Source organism: Pseudomonas sp. KH_046_1, from assembly GCF_057839025.1.
The window spans coordinates 201,447-219,531 of the sequence record NZ_CM174481.1; the positions used below are offsets into that span (position 1 = coordinate 201,447).

Annotated in this window: 13 protein-coding genes and 2 pseudogenes; 10 read left to right on the forward strand and 5 right to left on the reverse strand. The window is 58.2% G+C overall.

What is annotated here, in order from left to right:
• Window positions 1–16 precede the first annotated feature (16 nt).
• On the forward strand, window positions 17–799 hold the full coding sequence (locus AC3IT9_RS00910; protein ID WP_008045406.1) for a MetQ/NlpA family ABC transporter substrate-binding protein: 783 nt from the start codon (window positions 17–19) through the stop codon (window positions 797–799).
• 387 nt (window positions 800–1,186) lie between these two features.
• Here AC3IT9_RS00910 and AC3IT9_RS00915 read toward each other — a convergent pair whose 3' ends face one another.
• Window positions 1,187–2,356 (reverse strand): AAA family ATPase, encoded by a 1,170-nt coding sequence (locus AC3IT9_RS00915; protein WP_489271702.1) that lies wholly within the window; start codon window positions 2,354–2,356, stop codon window positions 1,187–1,189.
• Between the two features lie 177 nt (window positions 2,357–2,533).
• On the opposite strand from AC3IT9_RS00915, the gene AC3IT9_RS00920 reads away from it, so the two are divergent.
• The 4 genes from AC3IT9_RS00920 (at window position 2,534) to AC3IT9_RS00935 (ending at window position 10,159) form a co-directional block, all read left to right on the forward strand.
• Window positions 2,534–3,637 carry an efflux RND transporter periplasmic adaptor subunit gene (locus AC3IT9_RS00920; protein ID WP_353741840.1) on the forward strand — a complete coding sequence of 368 codons (1,104 nt, stop codon included), beginning with the start codon at window positions 2,534–2,536 and terminating at the stop codon, window positions 3,635–3,637.
• Window positions 3,634–4,698, forward strand: coding sequence for an efflux RND transporter periplasmic adaptor subunit (locus AC3IT9_RS00925; RefSeq protein ID WP_489271703.1), 1,065 nt, complete (start codon window positions 3,634–3,636; stop codon window positions 4,696–4,698). The genes AC3IT9_RS00920 and AC3IT9_RS00925 overlap by 4 nt, the downstream gene beginning before the upstream one ends.
• Window positions 4,695–7,745 carry an efflux RND transporter permease subunit gene (locus AC3IT9_RS00930; protein ID WP_489271705.1) on the forward strand — a complete coding sequence of 1,017 codons (3,051 nt, stop codon included), beginning with the start codon at window positions 4,695–4,697 and terminating at the stop codon, window positions 7,743–7,745. The genes AC3IT9_RS00925 and AC3IT9_RS00930 overlap by 4 nt, the downstream gene beginning before the upstream one ends.
• A 167-nt stretch (window positions 7,746–7,912) precedes the next feature.
• Window positions 7,913–10,159, forward strand: coding sequence for a glycoside hydrolase (locus tag AC3IT9_RS00935; protein WP_489271707.1), 2,247 nt, complete (start codon window positions 7,913–7,915; stop codon window positions 10,157–10,159).
• 9 nt (window positions 10,160–10,168) lie between these two features.
• Here the strand turns inward: AC3IT9_RS00935 and AC3IT9_RS00940 are convergent, their stop codons facing one another.
• Complete coding sequence (locus tag AC3IT9_RS00940; RefSeq protein WP_353741844.1) at window positions 10,169–10,798, reverse strand: class I SAM-dependent methyltransferase; 630 nt, start codon at window positions 10,796–10,798, stop codon at window positions 10,169–10,171.
• 537 nt (window positions 10,799–11,335) lie between these two features.
• On the opposite strand from AC3IT9_RS00940, the gene AC3IT9_RS00945 reads away from it, so the two are divergent.
• The 4 genes from AC3IT9_RS00945 to AC3IT9_RS00960 all read left to right on the forward strand — a co-directional run bounded on the left by AC3IT9_RS00945 (window position 11,336) and on the right by AC3IT9_RS00960 (window position 13,953).
• Window positions 11,336–11,632: a hypothetical protein gene (locus tag AC3IT9_RS00945; RefSeq protein WP_353741845.1), complete on the forward strand. Its 297-nt coding sequence runs from the start codon at window positions 11,336–11,338 to the stop codon at window positions 11,630–11,632.
• A 205-nt stretch (window positions 11,633–11,837) separates the two neighbouring features.
• The gene (locus tag AC3IT9_RS00950) at window positions 11,838–12,329 is read left to right on the forward strand and encodes a helix-turn-helix domain-containing protein (protein WP_150726439.1); all 492 of its coding nucleotides are present in this window, start codon (window positions 11,838–11,840) and stop codon (window positions 12,327–12,329) included.
• Window positions 12,326–13,603: a type II toxin-antitoxin system HipA family toxin gene (locus AC3IT9_RS00955; RefSeq protein WP_489271709.1), complete on the forward strand. Its 1,278-nt coding sequence runs from the start codon at window positions 12,326–12,328 to the stop codon at window positions 13,601–13,603. Before AC3IT9_RS00950 ends, AC3IT9_RS00955 begins: the two co-directional genes overlap by 4 nt.
• Entirely contained in the window at window positions 13,600–13,953 is a 354-nt protein-coding gene (locus tag AC3IT9_RS00960; RefSeq protein WP_489271710.1) for a DUF1493 family protein, read from the forward strand. Before AC3IT9_RS00955 ends, AC3IT9_RS00960 begins: the two co-directional genes overlap by 4 nt.
• A gap of 871 nt (window positions 13,954–14,824) precedes the next feature.
• Here the strand turns inward: AC3IT9_RS00960 and AC3IT9_RS00965 are convergent.
• The 3 genes and pseudogenes from AC3IT9_RS00965 to AC3IT9_RS00975 form a co-directional block, all read right to left on the reverse strand.
• Entirely contained in the window at window positions 14,825–14,956 is a 132-nt protein-coding gene (locus AC3IT9_RS00965) for a hypothetical protein (protein WP_489271711.1), read from the reverse strand.
• 313 nt (window positions 14,957–15,269) lie between these two features.
• The gene (locus AC3IT9_RS00970) at window positions 15,270–16,925 is read right to left on the reverse strand and encodes a hypothetical protein (protein WP_489271712.1); all 1,656 of its coding nucleotides are present in this window, start codon (window positions 16,923–16,925) and stop codon (window positions 15,270–15,272) included.
• Window positions 16,926–17,053: 128 nt separating this feature from the next.
• Window positions 17,054–17,308, reverse strand: a pseudogene (locus tag AC3IT9_RS00975) (DUF2790 domain-containing protein).
• Between the two features lie 289 nt (window positions 17,309–17,597).
• On the opposite strand from AC3IT9_RS00975, the pseudogene AC3IT9_RS00980 reads away from it, so the two are divergent.
• Window positions 17,598–17,786 (forward strand): annotated as a pseudogene (locus tag AC3IT9_RS00980) (hypothetical protein); the annotation flags it as partial.
• Between the last annotated feature and the right edge of the window lie 299 nt (window positions 17,787–18,085).

Here is an 18,085-nt window from a genome sequence, read left to right on the forward strand (position 1 = left end):
TCGATAAGGACACTGCATGAAAAAGGTTCTGTTGTTCACCGCACTGGCGGCTGCCCTGACCACGGGCCTGGCCCAGGCTGGCGAGAAACTGGTGGTTGCCGCGACCCCGGTCCCACACGCCGAGATTCTCGAGCTGATCAAGCCAACCCTCGCCAAAGAAGGCGTGGACCTGGAAATCAAAGTCTTCACCGACTACGTTCAGCCAAACGTGCAGGTCGACCAGAAGCGCCTGGACGCCAACTACTTCCAGACCCTGCCGTACCTGAAGAGCTTCAACGAAGGCAAAGGCACTCACCTGGAAACCGTGATCGGTGTTCACGTTGAACCCTTCGGTGGCTACTCGAAGAAAGTCAAAACCCTGGCTGAGCTCAAAGACGGCGCGACCATTGCCATCCCGAACGAAGGCAGCAACAGCGGCCGTGCCCTGATCCTGCTGCAGAAGGCTGGCCTGATCGAGTTGAAAGACCCGAAAAACGCCGTGTCGACCCCGAAAGACATTGCCAAGAACCCGCACAACTTCAAGTTCAAGGAACTCGAATCGGCCATGTTGCCGCGTGTGCTGGATCAGGTCGACCTGGACATGATCAACACCAACTACGCGCTGGAAGCGGGCCTGAACCCGGCGAAAGACGCGCTGATCATTGAAGGTGCCGATTCGCCTTACGTGAACTACCTGGTGGCCCGTCCGGACAACAAGGACAGCGTTGCCATCCAGAAACTGGCCAAGGCCCTGACCAGCCCGGAAGTGAAAGCCTTCATCGAGAAGAAGTACAGCGGCGCGGTACTGCCAGCGTTCTGATTCGCGAAGCAAACCCCTTCAAGGTTTCAAACGCTGACGGCTGATTTAGCGTCGGCGTTTTTTTATGTGTGTCGGTTTACCAGTGGCGAGGACGCTTTTGTGGCGAGGGGGCAAGCCCCCTCGCCACAAAGAGCCTGTTGACCCTGGAGTTGCTCAGACCGGTCCGGCCTTCAACGCCCTGCGCAACGCCATCAATAATTTCAGAATGTCCTGCGGATCCAGCCGTTGCGGCGTTTGTTCGTCTGCCATGTTCTCGTCCTTGTGAGATTTTGCCCGGGAGTCTGGCCAAAAGTGGTTCGTCCTTGGCGCTGTGTTTCGAAAAAAGATCCTTCCTACGGTGCAAGGGAAAATAGACGTCTTCCATTGCCCCGGCAAATCAGGCGCCGCTCAATCCGGCCAATACCATGCCGGCTCATCCAGCATGCGCTGGCCCACGATCCCGGTCTGGCCAAGATTTTTCTCCAGCACGATGCAGTTGCAGTCGGGGTCCTGCTGCAAGGCCGAAATCAAGCGCCGGGCATGGGACACCACCCACACCTGGCACTGCCCGGAGGCGCGGATGATCAAGCGTGCCAGCGCCGGCAGCAGGTCCGGGTGCAGGCTGGTTTCCGGCTCGTTCAGCACCATCAACGTGGGTGGGCGTGGTGTCAGCAGTGCGGCGACCAGCAGCAAATAACGGAGTGTGCCATCCGACAATTCGGCCGCCGATAACGGCCGCAATAGCCCTTCCTGATAAAACTCAATGGCAAACCGCCCGCCCTGCAACGGCGCGATGTTCAGTCGCGCGCCGGGAAAGGCATCGCTGATCGCCGCCTGCAACACCTCGGGATCGCCGATTTCCCTGATCGTCTGCAAAGCCGCCGCCAGGTCACGACCGTCGTGGTGCAACACGGGTGTGCGGGTACCGAGTTGCGGTTGGCGAACCGGCGCGTCGGCGTCACTGCGAAAGTGATCGTAGAAACGCCAGCGACGAATAAATTCACGCAGTTGCATGACTTCCGGCGTGGTGCGAAAGCTGCCGATCTGATCAAACAGGCTGTCGAAATCCGGCGTGTGTTGGGCCAGCACTTCCCACTGGCGACCGTCCCGCGCACGGACCATCGGGCCATTGCGGTCCACCAGCAGGCTGGCAGGACGGTACACGGCGCCGGCCCAGATACATTCTCGTTTGATCTCGGGGTCCAGCGAAAAGTACGTGATGTGATCCGGCTGCGGCATCGGCAGTCCCAGTGCGATCGCGTAGCTGAAGTCTTCACCGGAAAATCCCAGGCGTAAACGCATGGGCGATTGACGGACGCTGCCTTCGACCTGAACTTCACCATTACGCATGCGCCGGGTGATGGTTTCCGGGCCGGCCCAGAAGGTCGAATCCAGGCCTCCTTCACGGGCCAGGGCATTGACCACGCCGCCGTGGGCGGTTTCCGCCAGCAGGCGTAGCGCACGGTACAGGTTGGATTTGCCGCTGCCGTTGGGGCCGGTGATCAGATTCAACCGGCCCAATGGGATCACCAGTTTGTTGATCGAGCGGTAGTTGGCTACCGCGAGGGTCTTGAGCATGTGGGTTCCTGAGGCGGGATCGACCGGGGCTCATTGTCAGGCATGCGCAGGCGTCTATGGCAAGTGTTTCAGGGCCAAAATGGTGCGGATTTTTTCTTCATAAGACGCTCGTGCAAGGTTTAGATCCTGTTCTAAGCTCTTTGTCGTGTTGTACATGAAAAAGGCCAAGGAGTTTGCATGGTGGTTCCCGGATTGAAAGCAGTAATGGCCTTGAGTGTCGTCACCCTGCTGACGGCTTGCGACGAGAAAAAACCCGTGCAGGAATACCTGCCGCGGGTGTTCGTGCAAGTCGTCAAGCCGGCGGATTACGCGGCCTCGGTTACCCTCACCGGAGATATCCAGGCGCGGATACAGACCGAACTGTCTTTTCGTGTGGGTGGCAAAATCATCCAGCGTTCGGTTGACGTCGGTGATCGAGTGACAGCCAAGCAAGTGCTGGCCCGGCTCGACCCGAAGGATTTGCAGACCAATGTCGATTCGGCCCAGGCGCAAGTCGTCGCCGAGCAGGCGCGGGTGACGCAGAGTGCGGCGGCGTTCGTGCGTCAGCAAAAATTGCTGCCCAAGGGCTACACCAGCCAGAGCGAATACGATTCGGCCCAAGCCGCCTTGCACAGTAGTCAGAGTGCCTTGAGCGCTGCCCAGGCGCAGTTGGCCAACGCCAAGGATCAGTTGAGCTATACGGCGCTGATCGCCGATGCGCCGGGGATCATTACCGAGCGCCAGGCCGAAGTCGGCCAGGTGGTGCAAGCGACCATGCCGGTCTTCAGCCTGGCCCGTGACGGCGACCGGGATGCGGTGTTCAACGTCTATGAATCACTGCTGGCCGAGAAGCCGAAAGATCAAACCATCGTCCTCAGTCTGCTCGACAACCCGGCGATCAAAACCACCGGCACCGTGCGTGAAGTCACCCCCGCGGTGTCGGCGCAATCCGGAACCGTGCAGGTCAAGGTCGGCCTCGACAAACTGCCCGACGGTATGCAACTGGGCTCGGTGGTGAGTGCCACGGCCAGGGGATCGGGCAAGTCGGTCATCGAGTTGCCGTGGTCGGCGTTGACCAAAAACATCAGTGTCCCCGCTGTCTGGATTGTCGACGACAAGGGCAAGGCTCAATTGCATTCGGTCACGGTCAGCCGCTACCTGACCGGCAAGGTCATCATCAGCGACGGGTTGAAGGACGGGGACAAAGTCATCATCGCAGGCGGACAACTCTTGCACCCGGACATGGAAGTCGAGATTGCCGAAAACACTTACAAGGATCTGACGTGGGGAGCCAAGCCATGAAGCCTTTATGGGCGTTGTCCATCGGGCTGGTGCTGAGCGCCTGTTCTGAAAGCGAACCGCCGCCGGCGCCGGTGCGGCCGGTGCTGTCGATCAAGGTCCAGACCTTGAACGAAGAGGACCTGGGCCGCTTCGCCGGCAGCATCCAGGCGCGTTATGAAACCGATACCGGCTTCCGTGTGGGCGGGCGAATCGCCAGCCGTAACGTCGATGTCGGCACCGAGGTGGAGAAGGGTACGCTGCTTGCCACCCTCGATCCTTCCGACCAGCAGAACCAATTGCGCTCGGCCCAGGGCGATCTGTCGAAAATCCAGGCGCAACTGATCAACGCCAAGGCCACGGCCCAGCGTCAGCAAGCCTTGTTTGACCGCGGGGTCGGTGCACAAGCGCAACTCGACGAGGCCAACACGGACCTGAAAACCACCCAGGCCTCACTCGATCAGGCCCGGGCGGCCGTCAACCAGAGCAAGGACCAACTGGGCTACACCGAGCTGCGCGCCGACCATAAAGCCGTGGTCACCCAGTGGAGTGCCGAGGCCGGGCAAGTGGTGTCGGCCGGTCAGCAAGTGGTGACCCTGGCGCAACCGGACATCAAGGAAGCGGTGATCGACCTACCCGATACGCTGGTCGATCAACTGCCCAGCGATGTGGTGTTCCTTGTCGCTGCGCAACTTGATCCGAGCATCAATACCACCGCCATCATCCGCGAAATCGAACCCAAGGCTCAAAGCGCCACACGCACCCGTCGCGCCCGCCTGACCCTGGCCGAAACGCCGCCCGGCTTTCGCTTGGGAACGGCCATCAGCGTCACCCTGAGTTCTGCGATCAAGCCGCGCATCGAGTTGCCTGTCACCGCGTTGCAGGAGGTCGATGGCAAGCCACGCATCTGGGTGATTGATGCACAGAGTAAAACCGTCTCTCCCCGTGACATCCAGGTGATCAGCCGTACCGACAGCACCGTGGTGCTGGCTGGCGGCGTGAAGAACGGCGAGCGGGTGGTCAGTGCCGGTGTCAACAGCCTCAAACCGGGGCAACAAGTGAAAATCGACGAGGACAGTCAATGAAAGGGCCTTTCAACCTCTCGGAATGGGCCCTCAAGCATCAGTCGTTCATCTGGTATCTGATGTTCGTCGCATTGTTGATGGGTGTGTTCTCGTACTTCAACCTGGGGCGCGAAGAAGACCCTTCGTTCACCATCAAAACCATGGTGATCCAGAGCAAATGGCCGGGGGCAACCCAAGAGGAAACCCTCAAGCAGATCACCGACCGGATCGAGAAAAAGCTCGAAGAGCTCGACTCCCTCGACTATGTGAAAAGCTACACGCGCCCCGGTGAGTCCACGGTGTATGTGTACCTGCGCGACACCACCAGTGCCAAGGACATCCCGGAAATCTGGTACCAGGTACGCAAGAAGATCAACGACATCAAGTACCAGTTCCCGCAAGGCATACAGGGGCCGTCGTTCAACGACGAGTTCGGTGACGTCTTCGGCTCGATCTACGCCTTCACCGCCGACGGCCTGACCCTGCGTCAGTTGCGCGACTACGTGGAACAGGCGCGCATGGAAATTCGCGGCGTACCGGGGCTGGGCAAGATCGAAATGGTCGGCCAGCAGGACGAAGTGCTGTACCTGAACTTCTCCACACGCAAACTCGCAGCGCTGGGCATCGATGAGCGTCAGGTGGTGGAGAGTCTGCAAACCCAGAACGCCGTGACCCCGGCAGGTGTCATCGAGGCCGGGCCGGAGCGGATTTCGGTGCGCACTTCCGGGAAGTTCGCTTCGGAGAAAGACCTGGCCGAGGTCAACCTCAAGCTCAACGACCGCTACTATCGTCTGGCCGACATCGCCGAAATCAGTCGCGGCTATGTCGATCCGGCCTCGCCGGAATTCCGCTACAACGGCAAACAAGCCATCGGCCTGGCGATTGCCATGCAGACGGGTGGCAACGTCCAGGCGTTCGGCAAGGCCTTGCACGCCCGTATCGACCAGTTGACCGCCGACCTGCCGGTGGGTGTCGGCATTTACAACGTTTCCGACCAGGCCGTGGTGGTGGAAGAGGCCGTCGGCGGCTTTACCAGTGCCTTGTTCGAGGCAGTGGTAATCGTGCTGCTGGTCAGCTTCGTCAGCCTCGGCGTGCGCGCCGGGCTGGTGGTGGCGTGCTCGATCCCGTTGGTGCTGGCGATGGTGTTCGTGTTCATGGAATACAGCGGCATCACCATGCAGCGGATTTCCCTCGGTGCACTGATCATCGCCCTCGGCCTGCTGGTGGACGATGCGATGATCACTGTGGAAATGATGGTCACGCGCCTGGAAATGGGCGAGACCAAGGAGCAGGCGGCGACGTTCGCCTACACTTCCACGGCGTTCCCGATGCTCACCGGTACGCTGGTGACGGTGGCAGGCTTCGTGCCGATCGGCTTGAACGCCAGCTCCGCCGGAGAGTACACCTACACCCTGTTTGCGGTGATCGCCTGCGCGATGCTGGTGTCGTGGGTGGTGGCGGTTCTGTTTGCGCCGGTGATCGGCGTGCACATTCTCAGCACCAAGGTGAAACCCCACGAAGGCGAACCCGGGCGTATCGGCAAGGCGTTCAACGGCGGGCTGTTGTGGTGCATGCGCAATCGCTGGTGGGCCATTGGCATCACCGTGCTGTGCTTTGTACTGGCGGTGTTCAGCATGCGTTTTGTGCAGAACCAGTTCTTCCCGTCCTCGGACCGCCCGGAAATCCTGGTCGACCTGAACCTGCCGCAAAACGCCTCGCTCGACGAAACCCGCCGGGCCGTCGATCGCCTCGAAGCCACGCTCAAGGACGATCCGGACATCGTGCGCTGGAGCACCTACGTCGGTCAGGGTGCGATCCGTTTCTACCTGCCACTGGACCAACAACTGCAAAACCCGTTCTACGCGCAGTTGGTGATCGTCAGCAAAGGCCATACCCGTGAAGCCATGATGCAGAAGCTTCGCGAGCGCTTGCGCAACGACTTCGTCGGCATCGGCAGTTATGTCCAGGCACTGGAAATGGGCCCGCCGGTAGGGCGTCCGATCCAGTACCGGGTCAGCGGCAAAGACATCGACCAGGTGCGTCGACATGCCATCGACCTGGCCACGGAGCTGGACAAGAACCCGCACATTGGCGAGATCATCTACGACTGGAACGAGCCGGGCAAAGTCCTGCGCATCGACATCGCCCAGGACAAGGCGCGGCAGTTGGGGCTGTCTTCCGAGGATGTGGCCAACCTGATGAACGGCATCGTCAGTGGCCAGACGGTGACCCAGGTCGATGACGACATTTACCTGATCAACGTGGTCGGGCGTGCGGTGGATTCCGAACGCGGTACGCCGGAAACCCTGCAGAACCTGCAAATCGTCACGCCTAGCGGCACGTCGATTCCGCTGCTGGCGTTCGCCACGGTTCGCTATGAACTGGAGCAGCCGTTGGTATGGCGTAGGGATCGCCTGCCGACCATCACCATCAAGGCGGCGATACGTGACGAGATCCAGCCGACGGACCTGGTGAAAATCCTCAAGCCGTCCATCGACGCTTTCGCTGCCAAACTGCCGGCGGGCTACAAGGTCGCCACCGGTGGTACGGTGGAAGAAAGCGGCAAGGCCCAGGGTCCGATTGCCAAGGTTGTGCCGCTGATGCTGTTCATGATGGCGACCTTCCTGATGATCCAGCTGCACAGCGTGCAGAAGCTGTTCCTGGTGGCTAGCGTTGCGCCGCTGGGGCTGATCGGCGTGGTGATCGCGCTGGTGCCGACGGGCACGCCTATGGGCTTCGTGGCGATCCTCGGGATTCTGGCGCTGATCGGTATCATCATCCGTAACTCGGTGATCCTGGTGACCCAGATCGAAGAGTACGAGCAGAAGGGCTACGCACCGTGGGATGCGGTGGTGCAGGCCACCGAACATCGACGTCGGCCGATCCTGCTGACCGCTGCGGCGGCGAGCATGGGGATGATCCCGATTGCCCGGGAAGTGTTCTGGGGGCCGATGGCCTACGCGATGATCGGCGGGATCGTCATCGCCACCTTGCTGACGCTGCTGTTTTTGCCGGCGCTGTATGTGGCCTGGTACAAGATTCGCGAGCCGAAGAAAGAGGCTGTTTAAAAAGCGAGCGCTTCGCGCTCATCGCGAGCAGGCTCTCTCCCACAGTTGACCGCGATTAACTGTGGGGGGCGAGCCTGCTCACGATTGTTTCGGAACGGTCTGACTTACAGCCTGGGTCGAGTGCCTTAGTCTGTCCCTCCTTCAATCAGGAACGGAGGGGACAACTCATGCTTGACCTCATTCGCGGGGCGCTGCTGTTTGGCTTGTTGCTGGCCTGGTCGACATCCGCGACAAGTGCCGTGCTGGAAAACCCGCTATGGCGTATCGATATCGACCCTGCGACCCTGGCGATAAGCGTGACACCGGCTGGCCATGAAACCGTTCAGGCTTCCACCGGCGTTGCGGCGCGGCGGGTCAGTGCGCTGCAACAGGCGGCCGAGCGTCTGGAGTGGCAATGGGATGAGGGCACGTATGCCCTCAGCGCCGAATTACAGGGCGCGGATCTTTCCCTGTCGATCAAGGCGCATGCAGCCGCCGACCTGACGTTTCTCGACCAACCCGGTAGCGCCATGGGTCAAGGCCTGAGCTGGCCGATGGCCGAGGGGCATTACGTGCCGGCCGGCGATCGGCAGTGGCAAACGTTTTTGCTGGAGCAGGGCGCAGTCAATACCACCCAGGATTTGAGCCTGCCGCTCTGGGGCGTTGACCATGGCGGATTCAGCCTGCATTGGCTGATGACCAATCCCTACAACAATCGCCTGACCTTCAGCGCCGACGGCAGGACTCTGGCGCTGACGGCGAGGCATGAATTCACGTCGCTGGAGCCCTCGGCACCGCTGACGTTCACCTTGTTTCTCGGCGATGCCGACCCGCTGGCAGGGGCGAAACGCTACCGTCAATGGCTGATCGACAACGGGCGCTACGAGCCCTTGAGCGGCAAACTCGAGAAAACCCCGCAAGCTGCAAAGCTGCTGGGCGCCAGCCATGTCTATCTGTGGGGCAACGATCTGTTGGGGCGCAAGGATGTGCGCAACTGGCCGGCTCTGCTCGCGCAGTTACGCAGTCAGACACCGCTGGCGCGGGACCTGCGAGGCGGGCTGGATCACGAAACCACACAGATACTCGACAGCGGCGATACCCCATTGGATCACTACCGGCAAACTGTTTTGCTGCGCAGTCTCAACGCCGCGCTTAACACGCTGGCGCGCAAGAAATGGCAGGCGCGAGCCGTGCCGGATATGCAGCTGCTTGCCAACGCTTATGGTGAGCTGCGCACGCGTCTGGCGCGTGACTTCGCGGATGCCTTGAGCGCCACACCCGAGCGCTGGGGCAGCACCTTGTCGCTGAACACCTTCGAGCAATTGCGCAAGGCCGGTCTGTCGCGACTGTGGCTGGGTCTTGGCGAGGGCTGGGAAGGCGGCTTGTGGCACCCGGAAACGGTGCGCGCCGGTGTGGCGGCGGGGTATTTGCTGGCGCCTTACGACTCTTATGAAACGGCGTTGGCGTCCAATGAAAACCCGGACTGGACCACGGCGCATCTGGGCGACAAAGCCCATGCCGAATGCGCCATCGTGCTCAAGGACGGCACATTGAAAAGTGGCTTCCAGCAATCGGGTCACTACACCGATCCGGGATGCATGCGCTCGTTGCTCAAGGCCCGGATCAGGGCTGTCCAGGCGCGGGCCGGGTTTAACAGCTGGTTTCTCGATGCTTATGCCACTGGCATGCTTTACGACAGCTATCGCCCGGGCGCGACGCTGACGCAGGCGCAGAATGCACAGGACAAAATTGACGCTTCGCGCTGGATCAACGAAAGCCTGCAACTGCCCAGCGGCTCCGAGGATGGCAACGCAACCACCGCCCAAGGCGTGTTCTTCACCCACGGCATGCAAACGCCAGTGATTGGTTGGGGCGATGTCGATCTGAGCAAAAAAACCGACTCCGACTTTTTCCTGGGCAAGTGGTATCCATCCGAGCAGCCGGCCGTGTTCTTCAAGCAAGTGCCCTTGAAAGAACCCTATCGGCGCATTCACTTTGATCCGGCGACCCGATTGCCGATGTATCAAACGGTGTTCCACGGCTCTGTCATCAGCACCCATCACTGGTTGTTCGACAGTCTGAAACTGAGCAACGTGCGGGTGCCGAATGAACTGACCCAACTGCTCTATAACGTGCCGCCGCTCTACCATTTGAGTGCCGCTACCCTGAGTGAGCGGTTGCCGCTGATGGCCCGTCAGGATGCATTCTTCCGGCCGTTGCACGAACGTCTGGTCACGCAGGCGATGACGGACTTTCGCTGGCTCAGCGCTGATCGTCTGATACAGCAAACCACGTTCGCCGACGGCACGCGGCTGCTGGCCAATTTTGCTGCACAGATGCGCGAAGTGAACGGTTTACGTCTGGCCGGCCAAAGCATTACCGCGCTGATGATGGACGGCTCGACCCTGAGTCATGAGGTTTCTACGCCGCGCTGAAAAACTCGATCATGCGGGCTTACGCCAGACACTCGCCAACCAAGGCTGCTGCTCCCGCGGCAGCCCTGCCGGCCGGTAGTAATGCTCCAGCTCGGCAAACCCCGCCTCGATCAACAATTGCTGCCAAGCCGCCAGATCGTGATACGACCCAAAACGCGACCCATTCCAGCCTTCCTGATTCTCGCCACGGGGATTGGAACTGAACAACACCCCACCCGGTTTCAGCGTTCCCCACAACTGCTTCAACACCCGTGGTAATTCCTGACGCGGAACATGAAACAACACTGCATTGGCAAAGATCCCGTCGAAGCGTTCGGCTGGCAGATCAAGCTTCAAGAAGTCCTGCTGCCACACCTCGCAGCCGCTGTCTTCATGGGCCATCTGCGCGAATTTTTCCGAACCGTCGAGGCCAACCGCCTTGTGGCCCATGCGGGTGAAGGTTTGCAGATCCCGACCGGGGCCGCAGCCGAAGTCGAGAATGTCGAAAGGCGCTTCGCCCTGAATGTGCCGCAACAGGGCATCGATGTTCTGACTGACATCGTGATCTCGCGTCCCTTCACGGAAATCCTCAGCCACCGAGTTGTAGTGGCCCAGGGTCGTGGTGGTGATCTGTTCGAGGTCGTCGGGTGTTTGCTTCATGGTCGGCTGCGCAGGCAATTTGGATTTACCGAATATACGCCATGGCGCTGGGGGCTGCTGCGCAGCCCATCGTCGGAACGCCGCCCGGACCGAACCCGCTACCACAGGTGTCCACGGTCAACTGTGAGCGAGCCTGCTCGCGAAGAACGATAACGCGGTCCTTCTGAGGACATGCAAATGCTGGAAATTTCGCTGTGGATAACTCCGTCAGCAACGACCTATGGAAGCTTCGGCAAGGTCCTACAAAACAAGACACCTTGTCGGCTATCGCCAGCCAGTGGCTCGAACATATAGTCCGGACTGTCGCTGCCAAATCAGCGATCAGGTTTGGTCACCTGAGAACAACGCACATAGTTGTGCCATCATTCGCGCCGCGGACATCTATGTCCTCGCAGTGCATTGTCATGGCGACTGTGTGCGGGACGCCTTCGGGCGAGCCGAGTTGTTGTTCTCGGTTGACCAAGCCTGCGCACAGTCCGCCTCCCATCGTTTGGTCACGGTGCTGGCGGTTAATTAACAACAAACCGAGTACATGCCATGTCAACTCTGAACCCGTTTCCAAATCGCTACCGCCCACTCCACACCAACCTCACCGACACCCCGGCCCTGATCATCGACACAGAGGCCAACCCACAAGACATCCTCGAAGCCGCCCTCCAGCGCATCCGGGCCTCCAGCGACCTGCTGCAAACCCTGCACTGCCAATGCTTCAAACACGGCGACCTCGAAGACATCCCGCACATCACCCACGCCCTCTACCTGCTGACACAGGACGGCTGCGACCTGCTCAAAGTTGCCCAGCAACGCATGTTGAACTGGAAAGCCCCAGCCTGACGCCAATCATCAGAGCGATAAAGTGGAATTATTCTGGCTGTTTCAATATAAAACAGCTGGAATAATGCCAGTTAACATGCCTTCCTTAAGGAAATCAGCGTCACGAGAAGGGTGTCTTTTTCAATGTCCCAATCGCAGCTCACCCTTTTTCTTTAAGTGCTATTATTCTGGCAGTTATAGCGCCTTAATGAAGGAATATTGGCACATGGCCAAGAAGACAGCTCCGCTCTTGCCTGCCGCTTCCAAACTACTTTCCGAGTTCGGCGAGCGACTGAAACTCGCTCGCCTACGCCGCAAACTCACCGCTAAACAAGTTGCTGAGAGGGCGGGCATGTCCCTGACAACCTTGCGCTCCCTGGAATCAGGTGGCTCAGGGGTGACCATCGGAGCCTACCTGTCTGTCATGCAAGTTCTGGGTCTGGAAAAAGACTTGAACAAACTCGCGACAACCGATGAGGTGGGCCGTCAACTGCAGGACGCACAACTGAAATCCAGGACCACCTCCACTGCAGGCTCAAGCCAGCGAGCACGCAGAACGAGTGCAGTGAGAAAAAATGCTCCAATACCTGAAAAAAGCACTGGAGTGACTGAAATATCCACCACAGCAGATCTATCCGCTGACTTCCCCTTCAACACCCACTCACTTTCCAATCTGTTGACCAAGAAAAAAACCAAGTCCACGACAGGTGAGAAATGACGCAAATTGCGGTGTATGCCGATTGGGAATCCTTGAATGGGCCCAGACGTCTCGGTTTCCTGCATGCCCGAAACGCCGGCTCCACAGAAGTCTTCGAGTTTGAGTACGACAAGGCTGCGCTGGCAGATCCCGAGTTGAACTTCACACCCCTGGACCCTCGAATCGGACTCTATGAGGGTCGTCAGTTTCCGGGGCAACATCAAAGCCGGTTTGGCGTGTTCGCTGATTCAAGCCCGGATCGGTGGGGTCAATTACTGATGAAGCGACGGCTGGAGCGCGATATCCGCGACGGCTTGGCTGCCAAAGGCAGCAAGCTCCACGAGTCAGATTTCCTGTTAGGCGTACATGATCTCTATCGGGTCGGTGCAATCCGCTACAAGCTCGATGACCAAGGCAACTTTCTCGATGATCGTGATGGCGTGGCCGCTCCACCGTTCATTGAGCTGCGGGCGTTGGAACAAGCAAGCCGAGCTCTGGAAAACGATCCGGACAACACCTCACTCGATGGCCGCGAGTGGCTGAGAATGCTGATCGCACCTGGAGGCTCACTGGGTGGCGCCCGCCCCAAGGCCAGCGTTGCAGACGAGCACGGTCACTTGTGGATTGCCAAGTTCCCCAGCACCCGCGATGACTATGACATTGGCGCTTGGGAACTGGTGGTGAATGCCTTGGCCAATCATTGTGGCCTGCGAGTCGCGACCGGTATCGCCCGACGCTATGCCAGTGATCATCACTGCTTCATGGTCAAGCGCTTCGATCGCACTGAACGCGGTGGCCGTCTGCACTTTGCCTCAGGCATGACCATGACTGATCGCGTTGACGGTGACGATGCCTCCGTCGGCGCGAGCTACCTTGAGTTGGCTGAAGTGCTCATGGAACACGGCTCGGAAACCAAAGCAGACTTACGGGAGTTGTGGTCTCGGATTGTGTTCAACATCCTGGTCTCCAACAGCGACGATCACCTGCGTAACCACGGCTTTATCCTTGATCCGGGTCGGGGATGGCGATTGTCTGCCGCCTATGACATGAACCCGGTGGCGCACGCAGACGGCTTGAAGCTCAACATCACAGATACCGATAACGCACTGGATCTGGAGTTGGCCCGGGAAGTGGCAGAGTATTTTCGGGTCGGTCGTGTGGATGCAGAAAACATCATCGACAGCTTCAAAGAGGTTGTCAGCCAATGGCCAACACTAGCGGGGGCTTTGGGGATATCGAAACGTGAGCAGGATAATATGGCGCCTGCATTTCGATTAGCGGAGCCTACGCAATGAACCTCGCCCCCAACCTCCCCGACGACCACTTGATGCAGCAACTCATGCAACTGCTGCATGAAGAACTCGGCTTCCCCGAACGCAAAACCATCAACCTCGGCACCTCGATCAATTTCGACTTGGGCTGCAACGGTGCAGACGCCCGGCATTTGATCGAAACCCTGGAAGACCACTTCGCCATCGATTTCGTGGATTTCGACAGCTATCGCTATTTCCAGCCCGTCGGCTTTGACGTGAATCTAAAGCGAAAAGCCAAGGGTCGCGGCGAGAAGGTGCCATTGACCATCGACATGCTCTACCGGGCCATCAAGGCCCAACGCTGGGACACGGATGAGCTCGAAGGCCTCTAACGGCCCGACGCATTCTGACTTGCCCGCGAAAAACCGAATTTTGCGCACAAAAAAGCCGCCCTCTCAAGACTTATACCGTAACGGTACATAGTTCAGGGGCGGATAGCTCAGAAGCCAACCTGGTCAAGGGTCTGGCCCATCTGAGTTAGCGATGTATCGCTACATCAGAATACATCGTTACTTTCGAGCGCCGGCGGCAATGTCGGCGCTTTTTCATTGCGACGGTCAGTCGTCAAGCACCTTGCGAATCGCACGGGTAGCCGATCACCGACTGTGGGTAGCTCAAACGCGAAGGCGGGTTGAAGGCAATGTGTCAGTCCCGGTTCGTGCCCAGGCTGTACGCGCAAGCGGATCTGGCAAATATCTCCCTTCGCAAGGGCGACAAGCTCCTCGAAGGAAGTCGGCGATGCGAGAATGGCTTGTCGATCGGGGTCGACGTTGTCCGCGCAGAGCCAAGCTGCGAGGTCACGGTATATCAAACAAAGAATCAGGCCATAGAAAATGGCATGACCAAAGAAATATGCATTGTAGAGGGCAGCAGTGCATTTAGTTTCGACCACAGCACTGAAGGTGCAATCAAAAACCATATCAACAAATTATGCCAGTGCGGAGTTAGAAACGCTTACATTGAGTCAGCCCACACAGAGTCCCAAATGGGTATGAAGGGCATATCCTACATAAATCTGGTTGGGTTCAAATAGCACCTAACAAACAATGCGTATATGGACTCTCCTCACAAGTAGTGAGTAAAGCTCTTCCAACCCTGTCGTCAGTGCGGTTGCATTCGTATATTCGGCCTGTAGTGGGCGTTACCGCCCTGGCCACTCTGTAGTTCGCGCAGCGGGGATAACCAGGGACAGTCCACGATTAGTCAGACAAGATCGAAATAGATAACCGTGGTCTGTACCCGATTGTCACGACCCCTTTGCAGCGTGATGGCACCGAAGATCGACACCAGTATCACCACCTCGGCGTGTTCGACCGCTTCATTGGTGGCTGCCATCACGCCCAGCGCCGAAGCCTACGTCGTCAAGCCGTCATACTCGCAGGCACGCCGATAGCCAAAGCCATCCCGGACAGACTGATCATTCGTCCGATAGATTTCAACTGCTTGCTCCTCACTTGTCCGCATTGAGCCCGTTGAAATGCGGACGGTACGTTCCAAAGTCCTTCGCCTTGGAGGCTAAGTGACCCTGAGGATTTCGATGCCCCGGGCCGTCCGGGCCGGGGCCATCCGTTGTGTTCAGAACCAGCAGGAAGCCTTCACGCCGAACTCGCGCACCATGGTCACCGACAGGTCTGGGCACAATTTGAACCTATCTGGCACCGGCCGTTGCCTCGGGGCGATCTCTCAACGTGACCAACCCGTTCCGCACGCCGGCAACCATCACACCGCCAGGCAGGAAATTGATTGACAGCATCGGGCTGTCCAGCCTCTTTCCACTTCCAATAAATATTTCTGAAGCTAGTTTGCCAGTCTGGAAATCGAGGGCACTGAGATAAAATGCGTCCTGCTTGTCTCCAGCGCCCGATTTCATAGTGTATTGATAAACATAACCATCGGCAGTCGAAAGTTTGGGTGGAACCTTTGACGAAACCGAGTAATTCTCCCAGATCGTGTTGCATCCACTGTATCCAGGCCTGACATCGACTCTCGCAAGCCCGGGTTCGGATGCTGCCGGTTCAAAGAACTTCGACCCATAATTATTTTGAATTACAAGTGACTTTCCGTAACCCACAAATGTATTATCAAGATATCCTCTATCTTCTTTAAACACGGGATGCTCACATACGACCCTGGAGCTGCTTGCCATTGCTGCGCCGTCGGTTTTAAGTACCAGCACCCTCGCAAAGCGATGCGAGTCATCGTTCAAACCGAATGAGATCAACTTACCTTCATCGAACAGCGTCGGAGCGGTCAAATCACCACTTGAGTTGGACTGTCCATATTCATATCGCCAGCGAGTGATAATCTTTCCATCATCATCTATTTCAAAGCGATAAAGTGCCATGGTAGTGAGTACGAACGTCGCATCCGCGTTCAACGCCAGTGCCGTACCTGAAACCTCACCCCCCGGAAGTTTCATACGTTCTATCTTGCCGGTCATTTGGTTGATGTAGCCGACATAGCCATACATCGTGCTAAACCAGAGATTATTTTTCCAGTCAGGATGAACATCTGAAATTGGTTGGCCATCAGGCAAGGCGCTGCTTAGGTCATACTCTTTTTCAAGAGACCATTTGTATTGGTCATTGCTTCCAACAATAGAATATATCTGAACTTTTTGTTCCGGGTTCGCCACGATGGCCCGACCCAGAGCGTCGAGGCCGGTGTACCATCCCATTCCCGGCTCCAGGAAATTCATTTTCTTGCTGGTCGTGGCGACCTGCGCCGCGACCTTGAAATTGTTCTTGGGATCAAAAAGCACCAGCTGGCTCGGATTGCCCAAGCCGACGCACAAGGACGCCAGTTTTTCACCGGGCGTCATGAGCATGGGCGTGCACATCGAAATCTCGTTGCCGGGGCGTGTCGGCACATATGTCGCTATTGGCGCGATCCCGAGAGGCCCCGCATATGGCGTGGTACTGGAATTATACGTATCCCCATGAACCCCGCCGCTCGCGGTTTCATCCATAAGAAATGGATGGTCTGGCATAGGCAGTCTCGGCAGGGGGTGCGGAATCAGCGGGTGGCTTCCAACCAGCGTTGGCACCCTGATTCCGTCTGCCACTTGAAATTCGCGGTTTGCCGATCCGTTGGCCAGGTGGCCAATATCGCTAGCCCCCCCGAGGATCTCCCGGAAGGCGGTCAGCGAGAGGGGCAGCTTATCCGCAACCAGGAACTTTATACCAATACAGGCCAGCACCAGCATCGAAGCTGACAGAAGAATATAGATCTTTTTCCTGGACCTGCGCTCATGGATATTTGTTGGCATGATTGGCAAATTCCGGATTAATTGAGAAGTCGCCATTGTCGAGCGCGCGCAAGCATCATTCTTCGTCCAATGGGACTATACCAAGGCCCGCTCAAGGAGCACCAGTCGGTAGGCGTGACGGCTAATTCCTCGAACAGCCGCCACGGACTTACTTCAATGGCGCATCAGCCGCCGCTACAGCCATCGCCCCATACAAGGTATTCAAGGATATGCCGCTGACCCTTGGAGTCCTTATAGGTCTACGTGTAGGCACGACCTCACAGGCGTAGGGAAGGGGGGGCTGTGGCGATGACCTTGGCAATATCCAGGTTCATCGAGTAGTTGTAGATCTCCACTGGCAGTTCATTGGACGCATCCATGCTTGCCAAGGCAAGGGGGCAAAGGCTGGCCAGGGCAAGGCCGGTAAGGATTGTCTTCATGGTTTTCACCGTGATGCTATTGGCAAAAGTTGGTTGGTGCCCTTGGGGGGGCAGTAATAAAAGGACAGTTCTCTGTGGGTTCAGCCCATGGCGATTTGGGCCCAGTGGCGAGAGGTAGACCCCAATTAGGGTTTATGACCCCTGGATGCACTGAAGAGGCTGCTGGCTCGCTGGCTATAGTTAGTTGAAGCGTGATGACCGTTGTGACGGGGCCCGCAGCTGAGCTACGCGGGGGGGCTGCCCCCGGTTTACGCGGTTTACTTTATTCAGGATATCCGGGAGCGTGCCCATGGCAGCTGTTACCGATACGCTGAAGCTGTTTCTCGCCGGCGACGTCATGACCGCTCGCGGCATCGACGCAGTGCTGCCGCAGCCTGGCGGGCGGCGCTTGCTGGTGTTCGGCCTCGGCACAGCCGACAGCGGCATTCCGCCAGACTGGCTCGCCACGGATAGGCACGCGGGCATCGCGCGGTTGGAGCCGGGACGGCGTGCCGCCGCCCTTTGGCTTAATCGTTAGCCGCTAAGGAGATCGTGGTGCTGAATGTCGGAGAGCAACTGGTGTCATCGTATCTGCGGTACATCCGCAAATGCGACTTCATTCAAACCAATCTCTACACCGTTGAGGCTCACGGCGAGATCGACGTTGTGGGCATCAATCTCAAAGAGAAGCAGGTCTACATTTGTGAGGTTGCCATTCACCTGACTACAGGACTACAGGACTACAGGACTACAGGACTACAGGACTCCAGTACGTCAAGGACAAACGGCCCAACAACG